This window comes from Rhizobium sp. BK060, assembly GCF_014193145.1.
In the GTDB taxonomy this organism is placed as follows: Bacteria; Pseudomonadota; Alphaproteobacteria; order Rhizobiales; family Rhizobiaceae; genus Rhizobium.
This window is the reverse complement of record NZ_JACHYW010000027.1, coordinates 19,386-35,550: the sequence shown is the minus strand read 5'-3', so window position 1 is coordinate 35,550 and position 16,165 is coordinate 19,386. Positions and strand designations below refer to the sequence as shown.

Genomic DNA, 16,165 nt, shown 5'->3' with positions numbered 1-16,165 from the left:
GGTCAGACCTGTCTCAGCACATTGACATCCTCGATCGCGATGGCGCGGCCGCTAACGCTTACGCCTGATGTGCGCAAGGTGGAGAAGGCACGTGACAGTGCCTCCGGCGCAAGGCCCAGCTTTCGTGCCAGAAGGCTCTTCTGGAATGGAAGGCGCAAGGAGGCGCGCGTGCCTTCATTCGTGCAGTGTGTCAGCAGGTAATGCGCGACGCGCTGCGGGCTCGTCTGCATGCGATCCCGCGCCAGGCAATCCATGGTCGAAAGCAGATGCTGCGAGAGGCTGCGCGCGATCGCGCCGCCAATGCGCGGGCGCGCGTCCAGTAGCGCTTTGACCTGTGCGATGTCGAAGCGGGCGAGGATCGCGTGTTCCATCGCTTGGGCGTTGTAATTGTATCCTTCGCCGGCAAGCACCAGGCATTCGCCGAAGCTGTCGCCCGGCTCGCAGATGCTGATATCGGCTACGCGGCCTTCGGCGTCGCGAAAGAGGCGAACATAGCCGCTTAGCACGCAGTAGAAGTAACGTGCCTTCTCGCGTTCGCGGAAGAGAACGTCCTGCGGCTCATAACGCACCGCCACCGCGCAAGACAGCAGAGCATCTCGCTCCTGCCGGTCGAGGCTGGATACGATCAATGCACCATCAAGCACCGCACGCTGCGCGCCGCTCAGTTTCAAAGCTCTGGTCATCTGTTTCTCCCTGTGGCGCGGCAAGCGCCGCCCCTACCTGATACTGGTAAGGGTAAGCGGGAGGTGCAGTTCAGAACTTGATCTCGATCAAATGTGGCCTAATAAAAAAGCCGGGGCGTGACCCCGGCTTCTGAATTGGCGGCTACTCCGCCGCGAAAGGCGGCAGGCGCACGACATTGCCTGATTTGCCGCGCTTGCCTTCCGGCGTCTCGATTGCGGTTACCCGGCCTTCAAGGGCACCAACAACCTGCGTGAGCTCTTCGCGGGACATTGCCAGATCTTCCTTGTCCTTCCTGCCCACCAGACGGCCGAACATCCAGGCAAGCAGACGGGAGAGATCGTCCATGATCAGGAAGAACGAAGGCACGACGACCAGCGAAAGCACGGTCGACACGATAATGCCGCCGATCACGGCAATCGCCATCGGCGCGCGGAATGAACCGCCTTCGCCAACGCCGAGCGCCGACGGCAGCATGCCTGCCGACATCGCGATGGAGGTCATGATGATCGGGCGGGCGCGCTTGCGGCCTGCCTCGACCATGGCCTCCACCCGCTCCATGCCGCGATGTCGCATCTCGATCGCGAAGTCGACGAGCAGGATGGCGTTCTTCGTCACGATACCCATCAGCATCAGGATGCCGATCATGACGGGCATGGAGAGCGGGTTCTGGGTGACGAGCAGCCCGACTGCCACGCCGCCGATCGCAAGTGGCAGCGAAAACAGGATGGTGAAGGGCTGGATCACGTCCTTGAAGAGGAGGATCAGCACAGTCAGCACCAGCATGAGGCCCATCAACATGGCGTTGACGAAGCTCTGCTGCATTTCGGTCTGGACCTTCGTATCGCCGCTTTCAGCCAGCTGGACCGTCGGAGGGATCTTGGCCTCAGTGACGATCTGCCGGAACCGAGCGGATGCCGTGTCGAGCGCCACACCCTGCGGCAGGTCGGAGCCGATCGAGACCACGCGGTAGCGGTTGTTGCGCTTGATTGAGCTGACGCCCTCCGAATAGTCGATATCGGCGACGGTGGAGAGCGGCACGGTGCCGCCGCTCGCGGTCTGGATCTTCAGTGCCCGCAGGGCGGCAAGATCGCGGCGCATGTCGAGCGACGCCTGGACGCGGATCGGAATCTGGCGATCGTCCAGGTTGATCTTGGCGAGGGCCGCATCAATGTCACCGATGGTGGCGACGCGGATGGTCTCGGAGATTTGTTGCGGAGTGATGCCAAGACGGGCAGCCTGGTCCTTGCGGGGGCGGACCTGAAGTTCAGGACGGGGCAGGGCGCCCTCGGCGCTGACGTTTGCCAGCAGCGGATCGGCACGCAGCTTTGACTCCAGGATGCCGACAGCGTCGTTCAGGTCCTTCTCGTTCTTCGAGAGGAAGTTGAACGACAAGTCGCGCTCGCCGCGATCGTTGAGCTTCAAGATACGCACGTCAGGGATATGGCGGAGTTTGGCAAAGACCTCCTTTTCGATATCCCACTGCGGGCGAACGCGACCCTTCGGTTCCACCTTCGGCAGATACGGGCCGATGATCGGCAGTTTCCCAAGGAAATCATCGACAAGCTTTTTCGAAAGCCTCTGGTCGAGCTTATGGAGCGTGAGCGTAACGGTCGCGCGGCGCAGTTCGAGGTCGCCCTTCGGAGACGCGCCGCCGAGGACGAATACGCTTTCAACGCCGTCGATATCCTTGACGTCTTTGTAGATCGCATCCGTTGTCGCATCGGTATCGTCGAGCGTCGCGTTCGGCGGCAGTTCGACGGACAGCACGATGCGCGATGCATCTTCCGGCGGCAGGAAGCTGCCGGGCACTTGCGCAAGCAACATGACGGAGCCAACGAGGAACGCGATCGCCGCAAGCAGCGTCGCATAACGCGTCCACCACCGCCGGGTCGTGGCGCGCACGAGGCGCGTGTAACCGCGGAAGAAGAGACCATCATTGTCGTGATGGTCCTCGATGCCGTCTTCCGCACGCATTAGGTATGCGGCCATCATCGGCGTGATCAGGCGTGCCACCATGAGCGAGAAGAAGACGGAGAAGGCGACCGTGAGACCAAACTGAATGAAGTACTGGCCTGGGATGCCGGGCATAAACGACACCGGCACGAACACGGCAATGATCGTGAAGGTCGTTGCGATGACCGCGAGGCCGATTTCGTCGGCGGCCTCGATTGCCGCGCGATAGGGTGTCTTGCCCATCTTAATATGACGGGCGATGTTCTCGATTTCGACGATCGCATCGTCAACGAGAATACCTGTCGCGAGCGTCAGGGCCAGGAAGCTGACTAGGTTCAGCGAGAAGCCCATCAGGTCCATAATCCAGAACGTCGGGATCGCCGACAGCGGCAGTGCGACTGCCGAAATCAACGTTGCACGCCAGTTCCGGAGGAACAGGAAGACGACGATGATTGCAAGTACCGCGCCTTCGATCAGCGTATCGATGGCCGCTTCATAGTTGCCGTATGTGAAGTAGACGGAGTCGCTGATCAGCTCGATACCGACGTTCGGGTTCTCGGCCCGAACCTTGTCGAGGCTCTTGGCGACAGTCTCCGCAACGCTGACCTCACTGGCGCCCTTCGAGCGGAACACGCCGAAGGTGACGACTGGCGTATCATCGAAACGCGAGAAGGACTTCGGCTCCTGATAGGTGTCCTTGATGGCGCCAAGGTCGGACAGCTTGACGAAACGACCGTTCGGCAGCGCGATCGTTGTGTTGGCGAGTTCGGCCACGTTGCGGGCATCGCCGAGCACCCGGATCGCCTGCTCGCTACCCGCCACCTGGCCGCGGCCGGAGCCGAGGTCCACGTTGGTGCCGCGCAGCTGCTGGTTTACGCTCGCGGCGGTTATGCCGTGGGCGTTCAGCTTGTCGGGATTGAGCTCGATGCGTACTTCACGCTCTGCGCCGCCGTAACGGTCCACGCGGCCGATACCGGCCTGCCCCTGAAGGGCGCGCTTGATCGTGTCATCGACGAACCAGGAAAGCTCTTCAAGCGTCATATCGGGTGAGGAGACGGCGAAGGTCTGGATCGCCTGGCCCTCTACGTCGACCTTCGAGACGATCGGCTCTTCCACGTTTGCCGGCAGGTCGCTGCGGATGCGGTCGATCGCATCCTTGGTGTCCTGAACAGCCTGCTCGGTCGGAATTTCCATGCGGAACATGACGACCGTCTGCGACTGGCCATCTGTCACCGTCGACTGGATCTCATCGATCCCGGTTATGCTGGCAACGGCGTCCTCGATCTCCTTCGTCACCTGTGTCTCGAGCTCGGCGGGCGAAGCGCCGCTTTGCGTGACGACGATGGAAACGAGCGGAACGTCGATGTTCGGAAAGCGCGTGATCGGCAGCTTGTTGAAGGACTGGATGCCGACGAAAAGCAGAAGTGCAAACGCCAGAAGCGACGCGACTGGATTTCGGATAGACCAGGCTGAAAAGTTCATCGGTCGTCTCTCAGTTGGAAGCCGGTGGCTGTTCACGAACCGGCGTAATGCGGTCGCCATCACGGACATAGGCGCCCGCCTTGGCTACGACTTCGTCGCCGGCTTTCAATCCCTTTACGATTTCAACATAGGCACCGTCCTGGATGCCGGTTTCGACCTTGGCAAACTTGACGACGCTGTTTTCGACTTTGCGGGCCGAGGATCCCTCGCTGCTCGACAGCACGGCTGAGACCGGGAGCGCCACGTTTTCCGTGGTGCGCACGACGATGTCAGCGCTGCCGTACATGCCCGAGCGTGCCTTGCTGGAGTCATCGATCAAAATATGGACCAAACCGAGGCGTGTGAGCGGATCGACCGTTGGCGAAACCAAGCGTACGGAGCCGGTAACCTTCTCGCGACTGCCGGAGAGCGAGAGAGTGGCCTTCTGGCCGGGCTGAACCTTGACGATGTCGCTCTCACCCACTTCCGCTACCAGCTCGATCTCGTCGTCGCGAATGATCGTGAAGAGCGGGTCGCCGGTAGCCAGTGCAATCGCGCCGATCTTGGCGTTCTTGGCTGCGACGGTACCGCCGACGGGCGTCTTGACATCGGTGCGCGCCAGCTTCAGATCGGCATCCGCAATCTGGCTTTCAGTCACCTTGATCTCCGCGACGGCGACCTGGATCGCCTGCTTTGCGGAATCGACACGGGCATTGGCTGATGCCGCTGCGGCATCAGCCTGCTCGACGGTCGCCGTGGAAACCGTGCCCTTCTTGCCCATTTCCTGGGCGCGTGCCTGCTGTTGGCGCGCCTGCTCTGCATTGGCCTGCGCCTCGATCAACTGAGCGCGAAGCTGCGCAAGGCTCGCTTCGTTTTTGGCCTTCGTGGCCTGCATCTGGCTCTTCTGTAGGATGAGTGCGTCGTCGTTCAGGGTCGCCAGCGTGCTTTCAGCTTGAACCCTGTCGCCAACATCGGCATTCAGCCTGCGGACCGACAATCCTTCGACTTGAGGCTGAATGTAAACTTCCTCGACAGGCTTTACCGTACCGGTCGCAACAACGCGGTCGACGAGGGTGCGGGTGGACGCCTTCGTCACCACGATTGCCGGCAGGTTCTGCTGCGGCTTTGCGACCGGCTGTTCCTGGGCAAATGCTGCCGAAGCAACAGCTGCCGCGATCAGCAGGGTTGAGGCGCGAAGTATCTTAACAGGCGTACGTGCCATGCGACGTCATCCAGTTTTGCTCGGCCCGACTCGCGCGGTGTCATCTGCTCGCGAATGGCCGGTTCCCGTATTGGTGTTCTCAGAAGTATTTCCGCATCCTTTGCCGGTTCTTACTTAAGAAGTCCCTCGTCCGGCAAACTCGGTTTGTACGTGGTAGCGATTTGCCCATCGCGCAAGCCCAGCAGAAAATAATTCCTCATTTGAACACAATAATTACCGTTGTGATGCAGATCAATCACTGTCCGGTTATGCAAGTATTCCGTTAGTTGATCGCGCATCGCCTCCATATGACGTGCGAGCCACGCCTGATGCGACATCGATCGCGAACTTTTCGCCAAATAAGCAAAACGCGCGGAAGCTCCGCGCGTTTCGCCGTTGCAGTCACTGTTTTACGTCACTGTTTTACTTGGAAGCCGCGTCCGTGACGTCGTGCGTCCAGGCGCCGGTCGGCTCCTTGTTGATGATCTTCTGATCAAGGAGAGCCTTGGCCGTGCGATCGTAAAGGGTGGTGTCGAGTTTGCCCGTGCCGTCGCCGATCAGCTTGGCGACTTCGCCCATCATGCGCTTCTGGTGGTTTTCGTCCTGGCCGCCGGCATCAACGACGATTTCGGCAGCTTCATCGGGGTTCTCGGTTGCGTATTTCCAGCCCTTCATCGAAGCCTTGACGAACTTGACCATCTTCTCCTTGAAGGCAGGGTCCTTCAGTTTGTCTTCCATGGCATAGAGACCGTCTTCGAGAAGGTCGTTGCCCATGGCGGTGTAGTTGAAGACGAGCAGTTCTTCAGGCTTGAAGCCGGCATCGATCGCCTGCCAGTATTCATTGTAGGTCATGACGGAGATGCAGTCGGCCTGCTTCTGCAGCAGCGGCTGCACGTCGAAGCTCTGCTTCAGCACGGTCACGCCGTCAGCACCGCCATCGGTCTTCAGGCCGAGCTTGTTCATCCAGGCGAAGAACGGGTACTCATTGCCGAAGAACCAGACGCCCAGCGTACGCCCCTTGAAATCGGCTTCGGACTTGATCGGGCCGTCCTTGCGGCAGATCATTTCCATGCCCGACTTCTGGTAGGGCTGGGCGATGTTGACGAGCGGAACGCCCTTTTCGCGGGCAACGAGCGCACCGCCCATCCAGTCGACGATGACGTCGGCGCCGCCGCCGGCGATCACCTGTTCCGGCGCGATGTCAGGGCCGCCCGGCTTGATGGTGACGTCGAGACCCTCTTCTTCGTAATAGCCCTTTTCCTTGGCGACGTAGTAGCCGGCGAACTGCGACTGCGTCACCCACTTGAGCTGCAGCGTCACCTTGTCGGCAGCCATCGCCTGGGCTGCTGCGAGCGACATCGCGCTCGCCATCATCGCAATAACCAGTTTTTTCATTTTCTTTTTCCCTCTGAAGTTATGCCCAATCCCATTTGCGGGAATAAAGCGACGCCTAGCCACCACGGATAGACGGATGCCAGAAAGTCACCGCCCTTTCGGCGAGGGCGACGACGCCATAAAAGATCGAGCCGACCAGCGCCGCAACGGCGATTTCGGCCCAGACCATGTCGACATTCATGCGCCCGATCTCGGTGGAGATACGAAAGCCCATGCCGACGATCGGCGTACCAAAGAACTCCGCAACGATGGCACCGATGAGCGCCAGCGTCGAGTTGATCTTCAATGCATTGAAAATGAAGGGCATGGCCGCCGGAAGCCGGAGCTTCAGCAGTGTTTGCCAATAGTTTGAAGCGTAGGTCTGCATCAAGTCGCGCTCCATCGGACCAGATGCAGCGAGGCCGGCGACGGTGTTCACCAGCATCGGGAAGAAGGTCATGATGATGACGACGGCCGCCTTCGACTGCCAGTCGAAGCCAAACCACATCACCATGATCGGCGCGACACCGATGATCGGCAGTGCCGACACCATATTGCCGATCGGCAGCAATCCCAGGCGCAGGAAGGCGACGCGATCGGCGAGGATCGCGACGGCAAAGCCTGCACCACAGCCGATAATGTAACCGGCGAATACCGCCTTGAAGATCGTCTGGCGTACGTCGTCGGCCAGGATCGGCAGCGAGCCGGCGATCCTGGCGCCGATGGCGCTCGGCGGCGGTAGCAGAACGAAGGGAATGCCGGCGCCGCGCGTCAGCGCTTCCCAAATTATCAGGATCCAGGCGCCGAAGATTGCCGGGATCAGCAGCCGGAGGCAGGAGCGGACAAAACTGGAACCTGGCGTCATTGCCGAAAGCTCGGTGACGCAGCGCCAGGCAAGCAGCCAGCAGGCTGCCATCAGCAGGAAGAAGGATTGGGTCGCCAAACCTTCGTTTCCGGTCACGTCCGCGAGCAGCACCCACGCCGCCCAATGCGCACCGACCAGCAAAACGGCGGCGATGTATGGCTTCGGCAATGGTGCAAAGGAAACGAAGGCGAGGGCGACGATCAGCGCGATCGTCAGGCCCACCGTTATTGACGACACCGGGTCCGGTGCGCCTTCGGCCATGATCGGCAAGGCGATGATCGCAATCGCCGCCAGCACCAGGGCAAGAACGCCCTGCCATGAGAAGGTCATCTGGTTCATGCCGCCCTCCCGCCCATCGAACGATCGACGATCTTTGCGACAAGACCGACGATGGCGACCAGGCTTGCGGCCAGTACCGAGCCTGCGACGAGAGCCGCCCAGATGTCGATCGTCTGACTGTAGTAGGAGCCTGCGAGCAGCTTCGAGCCGATGCCGGCGACGGCACCGGTCGGAAGCTCGCCGACGATTGCGCCGACCAGGCTTGCGGCGATCGCGACCTTCATCGAGGTGAAGAGGAATGGCACGGAGGCGGGAACGCGAAGCTTCCAGAAGGTCTGCGAGGCTGTCGCGTTATAGGTCCGCATCAGATCGAGGAACATGACTTCGGGCGAACGAAGACCCTTCACCATGCCGACCGTGACCGGGAAGAAGGAGAGGTAGGTCGAGATCAGCGCCTTAGGGATCAGGCCGGTGATGTTGATGGCGCCGAGGACGACGATCACCATCGGCGCGATTGCCAGGATCGGTATGGTCTGCGAGGCGATGACCCATGGCATGAGGCTGCGCTCAAGCGCCTTGATGTGCACGATCCCGACGGCGATCACGATGCCGAGCAGTGTGCCGAAGCCGAAACCGAGGAGCGTCGAAGAGAGTGTGACCCAGCTATGGTAGACGAGGCTGCGATTGCTCGAAAGCTTCCGCAGGAACGTGTTCTCGAAGACGTTCTGCACCACCTGATGCGGCGCGGGCAGCAACGGCTTTGGCTGCGTGAGCGTCTTTTCGATGAATTCGATGGTGCCAGGCGTCTGGTTGGCCCGCTGATCCATGTCGCGCTGGAACGAGGCGTTCATCAAGACCGCCGCGACGTACCAGATCGCGATCAATGCCAGGAGGATTGTGAGGACGGGAACGATCCGATCCTTGAGGGTATCTGATTTCATGAGCGCCCCCGCGCACCGGTTTTAACACCCAATGGCCTAGTGCTCATAGCTGTGCCCCGATCTCAGGCCCTCGCGCACGCGATGGGCGATTTCAAGGAACTCGGGCGACTCGCGAATGTCTAGCGGCCGCTCCTTGGGAAGGGGCGAGTCAATGACGTCAGTGACGCGGCCGGGGCGGGGTGACATGACCACGATCTTGGTGGAGAGGTAGACGGCTTCGGGGATCGAGTGGGTGACGAAGCAGATGGTCTTGTTCGTGCGCGTCCAGAGCTTGAGAAGTTCCTCGTTCAGGTGGTCGCGGACGATTTCGTCGAGGGCGCCGAAGGGTTCGTCCATCAAGAGCAGGTCGGCATCGAAGGCGAGTGCGCGGGCGATGGAGGCGCGCTGCTGCATGCCGCCGGACAGCTGCCAGGGGAATTTCTTCTCGAAGCCGGATAGGTTCACCAGATCGAGCGCATCGGCGATGCGTTTCTTCTGGTCAGCCGAGGCGTAGCCCATGATTTCGAGCGGTAGAGCGATATTCTTCTCGATCGTACGCCAGGGATAAAGTGCCGGCGCCTGGAAGACGTAGCCGTAGGCGCGAGCCTTGCGGGCTTCCTCCGGCGTCATGCCATTGACCGTGATCTCGCCCGATGTTTTCCTTTCGAGATCGGCGATCACGCGCAGGAAGGTCGTCTTCCCGCAACCTGAAGGGCCGATGAAGGAGACGAAGTCGCCCTTGCGCACGTCGAGATTGACGTTTGTCAGCGCATGCACGGGAGCATCGCTGGCATCATAGGTCAGACAGAGGTCCTTGGCGGATACGACGGAGGCAGCTTGCGTCAATGCTTGTGTATCCTGTTTTCCCCGCGCTTCTGCGCTTTGCATGATAGTATGAGTAGCTGTTTTCATTGTTCCGGCAAGGTCCATGGAGGATGACGATGGACGCGACATCAAAGCCCACCTGTCACATTGTGCGTCCCAGTCATGCCTACGACGGCAAGCAGGGGCTCAGTTACTTCGAAGGCATCGCGGCCGAGACGGTCGGCGCCAAGGGCATCTGCATGCATTTGCTGACGATTCCGCCCGGCGTTCGGGCCAAGGCGCATCTGCACGAGTCGCACGAAACGGCGATCTACATGCTCTCCGGCGTGGCTCACACCTGGTATGGCGACGAGCTGGAGCATCATGTCGTCGTGCACGCCGGCGAGCTGTTCTACATCCCCGCCGGTGTGCCGCATCTGCCCGCCAACCTCAGCAGTACCCCCTGCACCGCAATCATCGCCCGCACCGATCCGAACGAGCAGGAAAGCGTCGTTTTGCTTCCGGAGCTTGATCGGCTGGTGCAGGAGTGATGCCAAGGATCAGACCCCCGTCGCCGGAATGCCCGACCGTTCGACCTTGCGGGGCGCCACAAGCTCCTTCCATGTCGAGAGCGCCTTATTGACTGCCTGGAACGGCTCGCGCTTGACGAACTGGCCGTGGCCCTCCTTCGTCTTGACCGTGCTTTCCTCGATCGCCACTTCGCCGCGCGTCAGCGTGTAGCGCGGCAGGCCGGTGACTACCTTGCCTTCGAAGACGTTATAGTCGATCGACGATTGCTGCGTCTTGGCCGAGATCGTCTTCGAGCGCTTCGGATCCCAGACGACGATATCCGCATCGGCGCCGACGAGGATGGCGCCCTTCTTCGGATAAACATTGAGGATCTTGGCGATGTTGGTCGAGGTGACCGCAACGAACTCGTTCATTGTCAGGCGGCCAGTGTTCACTCCATAAGTCCAGAGCATAGGCAGTCTGTCCTCGAGGCCGCCGGTGCCATTGGGGATCTTGGCGAAGTTGCCGACGCCGAAGCGCTTCTGCTCGGTGGTAAAGGCGCAATGGTCGGTCGCCACCACAGACAGCGAGCCGGACTGCAGGCCGGCCCAAAGGCTGTCCTGGTGCTGCTTGTTGCGGAAGGGTGGAGACATGACGCGGCGGGCGGCGTGATCCCAGTCCTTGTTGAAATATTCGCTTTCGTCGAGCGTCAGGTGCTGGATCAGTGGCTCGCCGTAGACCCGCATGCCCTTCTGGCGGGCTCGGCGGATCGCTTCGTGCGCCTGTTCGCAGGAAGTGTGCACGACATAAAGCGGCACGCCGGCCATGTCGGCGAGCATAATGGCGCGATTGGTTGCCTCGCCTTCGACCTCGGGCGGGCGTGAATAGGCATGTGCCTCGGGACCGTTGTTGCCTTCGGCGAGAAGCTTCGCGGTCATCGAGGCAACGACGTCGCCGTTCTCGGCATGGACCAGAGGCAGGGCGCCGAGCTCGGCACAGCGCTGGAAAGAGGCGAACATCTCGTCGTCGTTCACCATCAGCGCGCCCTTGTAGGCCATGAAATGCTTGAAGGTGTTGATGCCCTTGTCCTTGACCACCGTCTCCATCTCGTTGAAGACGCGCTCGTTCCAGCCGGTGATGGCCATGTGGAACGAGTAGTCGGCGTTTGCGCGGCTCGTCTTGTTGTCCCACATTTGCAGCGCTTCAAGCAGCGACTGTTCCGGTCCCGGGAGGCAGAAATCGACGACCATGGTCGTGCCACCGGCAAGGCCCGCACGGGTGCCGCTTTCGAAGTCGTCGGAGGAGTAGGTTCCCATGAACGGCATTTCGAGATGGACATGCGGGTCGATACCACCCGGCATGACGTAGCAGCCCGTGGCATCGAGCGTTTCGGTGCCGGAGAGGTTGGGGCCGATCTCGGCGATCTTGCCGCCTTCGATCCTCACGTCCGCCTTGTAGGTCAGGTCCGCGGTGACGATGGTACCGTTCTTGATGATCTTTGATGTCATGATGAACCTCCGCTCAGGCGCGCATGGTTGCGAGTTTTAGACCGAAGCCGACGAAGACGACGCCTGTTGCCGCCTTGATCCAGCGTTGCACTCTGCCTCCACGCGTCAGCGTAGCAAGGCGCGAAAACACGACGACCATGGCGCTAAACCAGACCAGGTTGATCATCGAATGAATGAATACCAAAAGGAAGATATTGGCGGCGGTCGCTTTTTCCATCGGCACGAACTGCGGGAAGGCCGCGAGATAGAACATCGCAACCTTGGGATTGAGTGCATTGGTCAGAAAGCCCTCGATATAAGCCGCCAACAGGGTCCGTCGGCGTTTTGAAAGGGCGGCGATCGGCTGCGATGAAAGCGGATTGCGCCAGGCCTGCGCCAGCGCCTTGACGCCAACCCAGCACAGATAGGCGGCGCCAAGCATCTTGACTGCAAAGAACAGCTCGGCCGAGCGCGCGAGAATGACCGAGACGCCGAAGACGACAAACGCCCCATGCAGGTAAAAGGCGGAGACGAAGCCGGCGACATTGGCAAAGCCCGCCAAGCGACCCGAGGTGGGTACGGTCTTGGCGATCAGAACACCGTTTGGGCCCGGGGAGATAACGAGCAAGGTTGTCACTGCGACGAAGGCAAGGATAGTTGTCAGATCCATGAGTGCTTTTCCTATGTCAGCCGCGGGTCTTCATGAAGAATGTCGTCCATTGCCGACTGGCAGTCACGCCACGATCTCCGCTGTCTCGACGACGGCGTGGAAGAGGACGTCAGCGCCTGCTGTTGCCCATTCCTTGGAGATGTCCTCCGCCTCGTTGTGCGAGAGACCTCCGACGCAGGGGCACATGACCATCGTGGTCGGGGCGACCTTTGCTGCCCAGCAGGCGTCGTGGCCAGCGCCCGAGATCAGGTTCATGTGGCTGTAGCCGAGCCGTTCGGCTGCGCCGCGCACGCGGGAAACAAGCGTCGGATCGAAAGTCACTGGCGCGAAGTGGCCGATCGCCTCGATCGTGCAGCCGACGCCGAGTGCTTCGCAAATCTTTGGCGCTTCCGCTTCGATCCTGGCACGCATGCCGTCGAGTTTTGCCTGATCCGGCGAGCGGATGTCGACGGTGAAGACGACCTTGCCCGGCAGGACGTTGCGGGAGTTCGGGGTGAAGAAGACCTGGCCGACGCCGCCCACGGCGCCCGGCTGGTTCTCCATCGCCACGGTCTGCACCATTTCGATGATGCGTGACATCGCCAGCCCGGCGTTCACGCGCATGTTCATCGGGGTCGAGCCGGTATGGGCTTCCCTGCCGGTCAGCGTGAATTCAAGCCACCAAAGACCCTGACAGTGCGTGACCACGCCGATCTGCTTGTTCTCGACCTCGAGGATTGGACCCTGCTCGATGTGGTATTCGAAATAGGCGTGCATCTTGCGCGCGCCGACCTCTTCGTCGCCGACCCAGCCGATGCGCTTCAGCTCGTCGCCGAAGCTCTTGCCTTCGGGATCCTTGCGATCATAGGCATATTCCAGCGTATGGACGCCGGCGAAAACACCAGAGGCCAGCATGGCCGGGGCAAAGCGGGCGCCTTCCTCGTTTGTCCAGTTGGTAACGACGATCGCGTGCTTGGTCTTGATGCCAAGGTCGTTCATAGTGCGGACGACTTCCAGTGCGCTGAGCACGCCGAGCACGCCGTCATACTTGCCGCCGGTCGGCTGGGTGTCGAGGTGCGAGCCGACATAGACCGGCAGAGCGTCCGGATCGGTGCCGGGGCGGGTCGCGAACATCGTGCCCATCTTGTCGACCCCGAGCGTCAGGCCAGCGCCTTCGCACCATGTCCTGAAGAGGATGCGTCCTTCGGCATCGGAATCCGTCAACGTCTGGCGATTGTTGCCGCCAGCAATGCCTGGGCCGATCTTTGCCATGTCCATGAGGCTGTCCCAAAGACGATCCCCGTTGACGCGCATGTTCTCGCCTGGTGCTGCCACCATGTCTAAAGTCCTCACCTGTTTTCTGCGGTCATGCAATGGGCATGCCCGCTTGTTCCCGTGGTCAGTTTCTCGGCGCGCTTGTTTGTTTTGTTAGCGCCGGAAAATCGCCAGTTGCCTTTGTTTTGCATCTGATCGATAATTTGACCGATTGGTAAACATTACAACTTCCGGCGCTGGGCTCAAGACGAAAATCAGGAAAAATACAGACAAAATTACCGGCATCTGCTCAATTTTGCGGCAAGGTGCCCTGCCTGTCCAATCTTGAGTGAAACGGTTGAATTTGAAGGGGAAACAAGGTCGACATGGCAATCCCGAGAGCAGCCAAGACCCAGCGGCGCACACGCATCCAGGAGGAGAAGGAAGAGCAGATTCTTGAAGCCGCGCTCGATGTGTTTTCGGTCAGCGGCTTTCGCGGTTCCACCATCGACCAGATCGCCGAAGTCGCCGGCATGTCGAAGCCGAACCTGCTCTATTATTTCCGTACCAAGGAAGCGATGCATCGGGCGCTGATCGACCGCGTGCTTGATACATGGCTGGAGCCACTGAGAGCCTTCGACGCCGAGGGCAATCCCGAAAGCGAGATTCGCAGCTATATCCGCCGCAAGCTCGAAATGGCCCGCGACTTCCCGCGTGAGAGCCGGCTTTTCGCCAACGAAATGCTGCAGGGCGCACCGCATGTCGAAGATGAGCTGAAAGGGCCGCTGAAGGAACTCGTGGACGAAAAGGCCGAGGTCATCCGCGCCTGGGCAAAGGCGGGGAAGATCGCCAAGTGCGACCCCTATCATCTGATCTTTTCGATCTGGTCGACGACGCAGCACTATGCCGACTTCGACGTTCAGGTAAGGGCTGTGCTCGGGCAGGAGCATGCAGGCGCCGGTCGCTTCGAGGATGCGGCTCGCTTTCTCGAGCAGCTGTTCATCGACGGGCTGAAGGTCAAGTCCATGCCAAACGCGTCATGATGTCATGGGCGCGCTAGCGTCCGGCATGGTGCGTCATTCCTCTAAATCGAAGAGCGTGTCGATTGCCGCACGTGCCTTCGCATGGCGGGTGCGATAGGCTTGGCGGATGACCTTGCGTCTTGCGTCCAATGCCGGTCCCGGCGCCACGGCGGACAGCCATGCCAGTGCCGTCGGCACGAACTCGTCGTCGGCGGGGGCAAGCAAATCGCTTTCGTCCAGTTGCTTCCTGATACAGCCGCGGTCGGTGGAAATCACCGCGTTTCCGGCCGCCTTCGCCTCGAAAATCACCAGCGGCTGCGCCTCGTTGCCGTACGTTGTGGGGAGGACGAGCACGTCGATCTCGCGATAGAAGGCGGCTTTCGCGTCGTCATACAACGCACCCCGGTAATCCAGCATATCGCCCAATTCCATGACGGCGGCGTCGATCGCCGCGCGCTCGCCAGTGCCGGCCGGACCCGCGAGGATCGCCCTGATCGACAAGCCTTCATGCCGCGCTTGCCTTGCGAGATCAAGGAAGGTGTCGAGACCTTTCTCGGTACCGAGATGGCTCAGCATTCCGATCACAAGAGTCGTGGCGTATCGCGGTGCGTCGTTCTGCTCCGTTGGTACCACGTAAGCAGCATTGGAGACGATGCTACTGCGCATGCGACGCTGGTAGGTGTCGGTGAAGCGGTCTCGCATGACATCGCACGAAAAGATGTGCCGCAATCGGCTATCGCCGAAAGCTAGGACACATCGCATCAGTAAGCTCGCCCTATCGATATAGCTGAAACTGTGATGATGCAGATAGATTGGGTAGGCCAACAGTCTCGCGACCAGCACGATCAGCGCCGTGTAGACCAAACCAGGGCCGCCTTCACAGGCAAGATAGCAAATCCGGTTGTCATGCTTGCGATCGCGGACGAGCCGGCGGCAGGCGCCGAGGACACGGTTGAGCCTGATTGGATGCTTGAGCAACGACAGTTTGCCGAATGGCGGGGAGACGTCGTGGTTGGTGACGCTGTTTCCTTCCTCGAGAAGCGCGATCATGCTCCTGGTCGCGAGCGAGAAGCCGTTGAACGGCGGAGGCAACTGGCCGATCGCAATAATGTGACGTGTCATGCAGGAGGCTACCCTTTGCGCCTCCCGACTATCGCATCGATGAAAGAAAATTCAATCTCGCGCGCATGGGCTGCAGTTCTGGTGCTGCAGTTCTGGCCCACAGCACATGCGACGTTAGGCTGCAGCGGTTTCCGAGCCGCCATCGAAGGCAAAGCCTTCGTCGGCCCAACCCGTCATTCCGCCAATCATGACCTTCACCTGAAGCCCGAGCCGGGCAAGGCGCAGGGCTGCCTTGTCGGTGCCGTTGCAATGAGGGCCGGCGCAGTAGACGACGAAGATGGTATCTGCGGGCCACTCCGACATGCGGTGGGCCGTCATCTTCCCGTGCGGCAGGTTGATGGCGGACGGAACGTGAGAGGCGGCATAAAGCGTCGGGGAACGGACATCCAGCAGCACGAAGTCGCGGTGGCCGGCGGCGAGCGATGCGTGAACATCCCAGCAGTCGGTCTCGAAAGCGAGCTTGCGGGCATAGTAGGCGGCGGTGGCTTCCGGAGAGGCGGCAGGGGTTTCGGTGACGAAGCTCGGCATGGCATGTCCTTTCGGTTCGAGTTGTCGCCGACCATTGCTGATGTTATGTCTT

The 16,165-nt window shown here is 60.6% G+C and carries 14 protein-coding genes; 2 read left to right on the top strand and 12 right to left on the bottom strand.

Annotated elements, in window-relative coordinates:
- Positions 1–2: 2 nt before the first annotated feature.
- The 7 genes from FHT71_RS24665 to FHT71_RS24635 all read right to left on the bottom strand — a co-directional run bounded on the left by FHT71_RS24665 (position 3) and on the right by FHT71_RS24635 (position 9,625).
- Positions 3–683, bottom strand: a complete 681-nt coding sequence (locus tag FHT71_RS24665) for a Crp/Fnr family transcriptional regulator (protein WP_132593461.1) — start codon at positions 681–683, stop codon at positions 3–5.
- 142 nt (positions 684–825) lie between these two features.
- Entirely contained in the window at positions 826–4,119 is a 3,294-nt protein-coding gene (locus tag FHT71_RS24660) for an efflux RND transporter permease subunit (protein WP_132593463.1), read from the bottom strand.
- Between the two features lie 10 nt (positions 4,120–4,129).
- Positions 4,130–5,320 carry an efflux RND transporter periplasmic adaptor subunit gene (locus FHT71_RS24655; RefSeq protein ID WP_132593465.1) on the bottom strand — a complete coding sequence of 397 codons (1,191 nt, stop codon included), beginning with the start codon at positions 5,318–5,320 and terminating at the stop codon, positions 4,130–4,132.
- Between the two features lie 402 nt (positions 5,321–5,722).
- Positions 5,723–6,694, bottom strand: coding sequence for an ABC transporter substrate-binding protein (locus FHT71_RS24650; RefSeq protein ID WP_132593467.1), 972 nt, complete (start codon positions 6,692–6,694; stop codon positions 5,723–5,725).
- A 55-nt stretch (positions 6,695–6,749) separates the two neighbouring features.
- On the bottom strand, positions 6,750–7,877 hold the full coding sequence (locus tag FHT71_RS24645; protein ID WP_132593469.1) for an ABC transporter permease: 1,128 nt from the start codon (positions 7,875–7,877) through the stop codon (positions 6,750–6,752).
- The gene (locus tag FHT71_RS24640; RefSeq protein ID WP_183722427.1) at positions 7,874–8,758 is read right to left on the bottom strand and encodes an ABC transporter permease; all 885 of its coding nucleotides are present in this window, start codon (positions 8,756–8,758) and stop codon (positions 7,874–7,876) included. Before FHT71_RS24640 ends, FHT71_RS24645 begins: the two co-directional genes overlap by 4 nt.
- A 36-nt stretch (positions 8,759–8,794) precedes the next feature.
- Positions 8,795–9,625: an ABC transporter ATP-binding protein gene (locus FHT71_RS24635; protein ID WP_183722459.1), complete on the bottom strand. Its 831-nt coding sequence runs from the start codon at positions 9,623–9,625 to the stop codon at positions 8,795–8,797.
- A 53-nt stretch (positions 9,626–9,678) separates the two neighbouring features.
- Between FHT71_RS24635 and FHT71_RS24630 the strand changes: the two genes are divergently transcribed.
- A complete protein-coding gene (locus FHT71_RS24630; protein ID WP_007790241.1) occupies positions 9,679–10,092 on the top strand; it encodes a cupin domain-containing protein in 414 nt (137 codons plus the stop codon).
- Between the two features lie 9 nt (positions 10,093–10,101).
- Here FHT71_RS24630 and hydA read toward each other — a convergent pair whose 3' ends face one another.
- The 3 genes from hydA to FHT71_RS24615 all read right to left on the bottom strand — a co-directional run bounded on the left by hydA (position 10,102) and on the right by FHT71_RS24615 (position 13,525).
- Complete coding sequence (hydA, locus tag FHT71_RS24625; protein ID WP_183722424.1) at positions 10,102–11,559, bottom strand: dihydropyrimidinase; 1,458 nt, start codon at positions 11,557–11,559, stop codon at positions 10,102–10,104.
- A gap of 13 nt (positions 11,560–11,572) precedes the next feature.
- Positions 11,573–12,208, bottom strand: a complete 636-nt coding sequence (locus tag FHT71_RS24620; protein ID WP_183722421.1) for a LysE family translocator — start codon at positions 12,206–12,208, stop codon at positions 11,573–11,575.
- A gap of 63 nt (positions 12,209–12,271) precedes the next feature.
- Positions 12,272–13,525, bottom strand: a complete 1,254-nt coding sequence (locus FHT71_RS24615) for a Zn-dependent hydrolase (RefSeq protein WP_132593477.1) — start codon at positions 13,523–13,525, stop codon at positions 12,272–12,274.
- A gap of 302 nt (positions 13,526–13,827) precedes the next feature.
- Between FHT71_RS24615 and FHT71_RS24610 the strand changes: the two genes are divergently transcribed.
- Positions 13,828–14,484 carry a TetR family transcriptional regulator C-terminal domain-containing protein gene (locus FHT71_RS24610; protein WP_007790235.1) on the top strand — a complete coding sequence of 219 codons (657 nt, stop codon included), beginning with the start codon at positions 13,828–13,830 and terminating at the stop codon, positions 14,482–14,484.
- Positions 14,485–14,517: 33 nt separating this feature from the next.
- Here FHT71_RS24610 and FHT71_RS24605 read toward each other — a convergent pair whose 3' ends face one another.
- Both FHT71_RS24605 and FHT71_RS24600 read right to left on the bottom strand, forming a co-directional pair.
- On the bottom strand, positions 14,518–15,585 hold the full coding sequence (locus FHT71_RS24605) for a glycosyltransferase family 4 protein (protein WP_183722418.1): 1,068 nt from the start codon (positions 15,583–15,585) through the stop codon (positions 14,518–14,520).
- Between the two features lie 114 nt (positions 15,586–15,699).
- Positions 15,700–16,113, bottom strand: a complete 414-nt coding sequence (locus FHT71_RS24600; RefSeq protein WP_132593481.1) for a rhodanese-like domain-containing protein — start codon at positions 16,111–16,113, stop codon at positions 15,700–15,702.
- Between the last annotated feature and the right edge of the window lie 52 nt (positions 16,114–16,165).

Coding starts and splice junctions, on each gene's coding strand:
- FHT71_RS24650 (WP_132593467.1), bottom strand. CDS start 6,694: ATGAAAAAACTGGTTATTGCGATGATGGCGAGCGCGATGTCGCTCGCA.
- FHT71_RS24630 (WP_007790241.1), top strand. CDS start 9,679: ATGGACGCGACATCAAAGCCCACCTGTCACATTGTGCGTCCCAGTCAT.
- hydA (WP_183722424.1), bottom strand. CDS start 11,559: ATGACATCAAAGATCATCAAGAACGGTACCATCGTCACCGCGGACCTG.
- FHT71_RS24655 (WP_132593465.1), bottom strand. CDS start 5,320: ATGGCACGTACGCCTGTTAAGATACTTCGCGCCTCAACCCTGCTGATC.
- FHT71_RS24665 (WP_132593461.1), bottom strand. CDS start 683: ATGACCAGAGCTTTGAAACTGAGCGGCGCGCAGCGTGCGGTGCTTGAT.
- FHT71_RS24660 (WP_132593463.1), bottom strand. CDS start 4,119: ATGAACTTTTCAGCCTGGTCTATCCGAAATCCAGTCGCGTCGCTTCTG.
- FHT71_RS24605 (WP_183722418.1), bottom strand. CDS start 15,585: ATGACACGTCACATTATTGCGATCGGCCAGTTGCCTCCGCCGTTCAAC.
- FHT71_RS24645 (WP_132593469.1), bottom strand. CDS start 7,877: ATGAACCAGATGACCTTCTCATGGCAGGGCGTTCTTGCCCTGGTGCTG.
- FHT71_RS24600 (WP_132593481.1), bottom strand. CDS start 16,113: ATGCCGAGCTTCGTCACCGAAACCCCTGCCGCCTCTCCGGAAGCCACC.
- FHT71_RS24610 (WP_007790235.1), top strand. CDS start 13,828: ATGGCAATCCCGAGAGCAGCCAAGACCCAGCGGCGCACACGCATCCAG.
- FHT71_RS24635 (WP_183722459.1), bottom strand. CDS start 9,625: ATGCAAAGCGCAGAAGCGCGGGGAAAACAGGATACACAAGCATTGACG.
- FHT71_RS24640 (WP_183722427.1), bottom strand. CDS start 8,758: ATGAAATCAGATACCCTCAAGGATCGGATCGTTCCCGTCCTCACAATC.
- FHT71_RS24620 (WP_183722421.1), bottom strand. CDS start 12,208: ATGGATCTGACAACTATCCTTGCCTTCGTCGCAGTGACAACCTTGCTC.
- FHT71_RS24615 (WP_132593477.1), bottom strand. CDS start 13,525: ATGGTGGCAGCACCAGGCGAGAACATGCGCGTCAACGGGGATCGTCTT.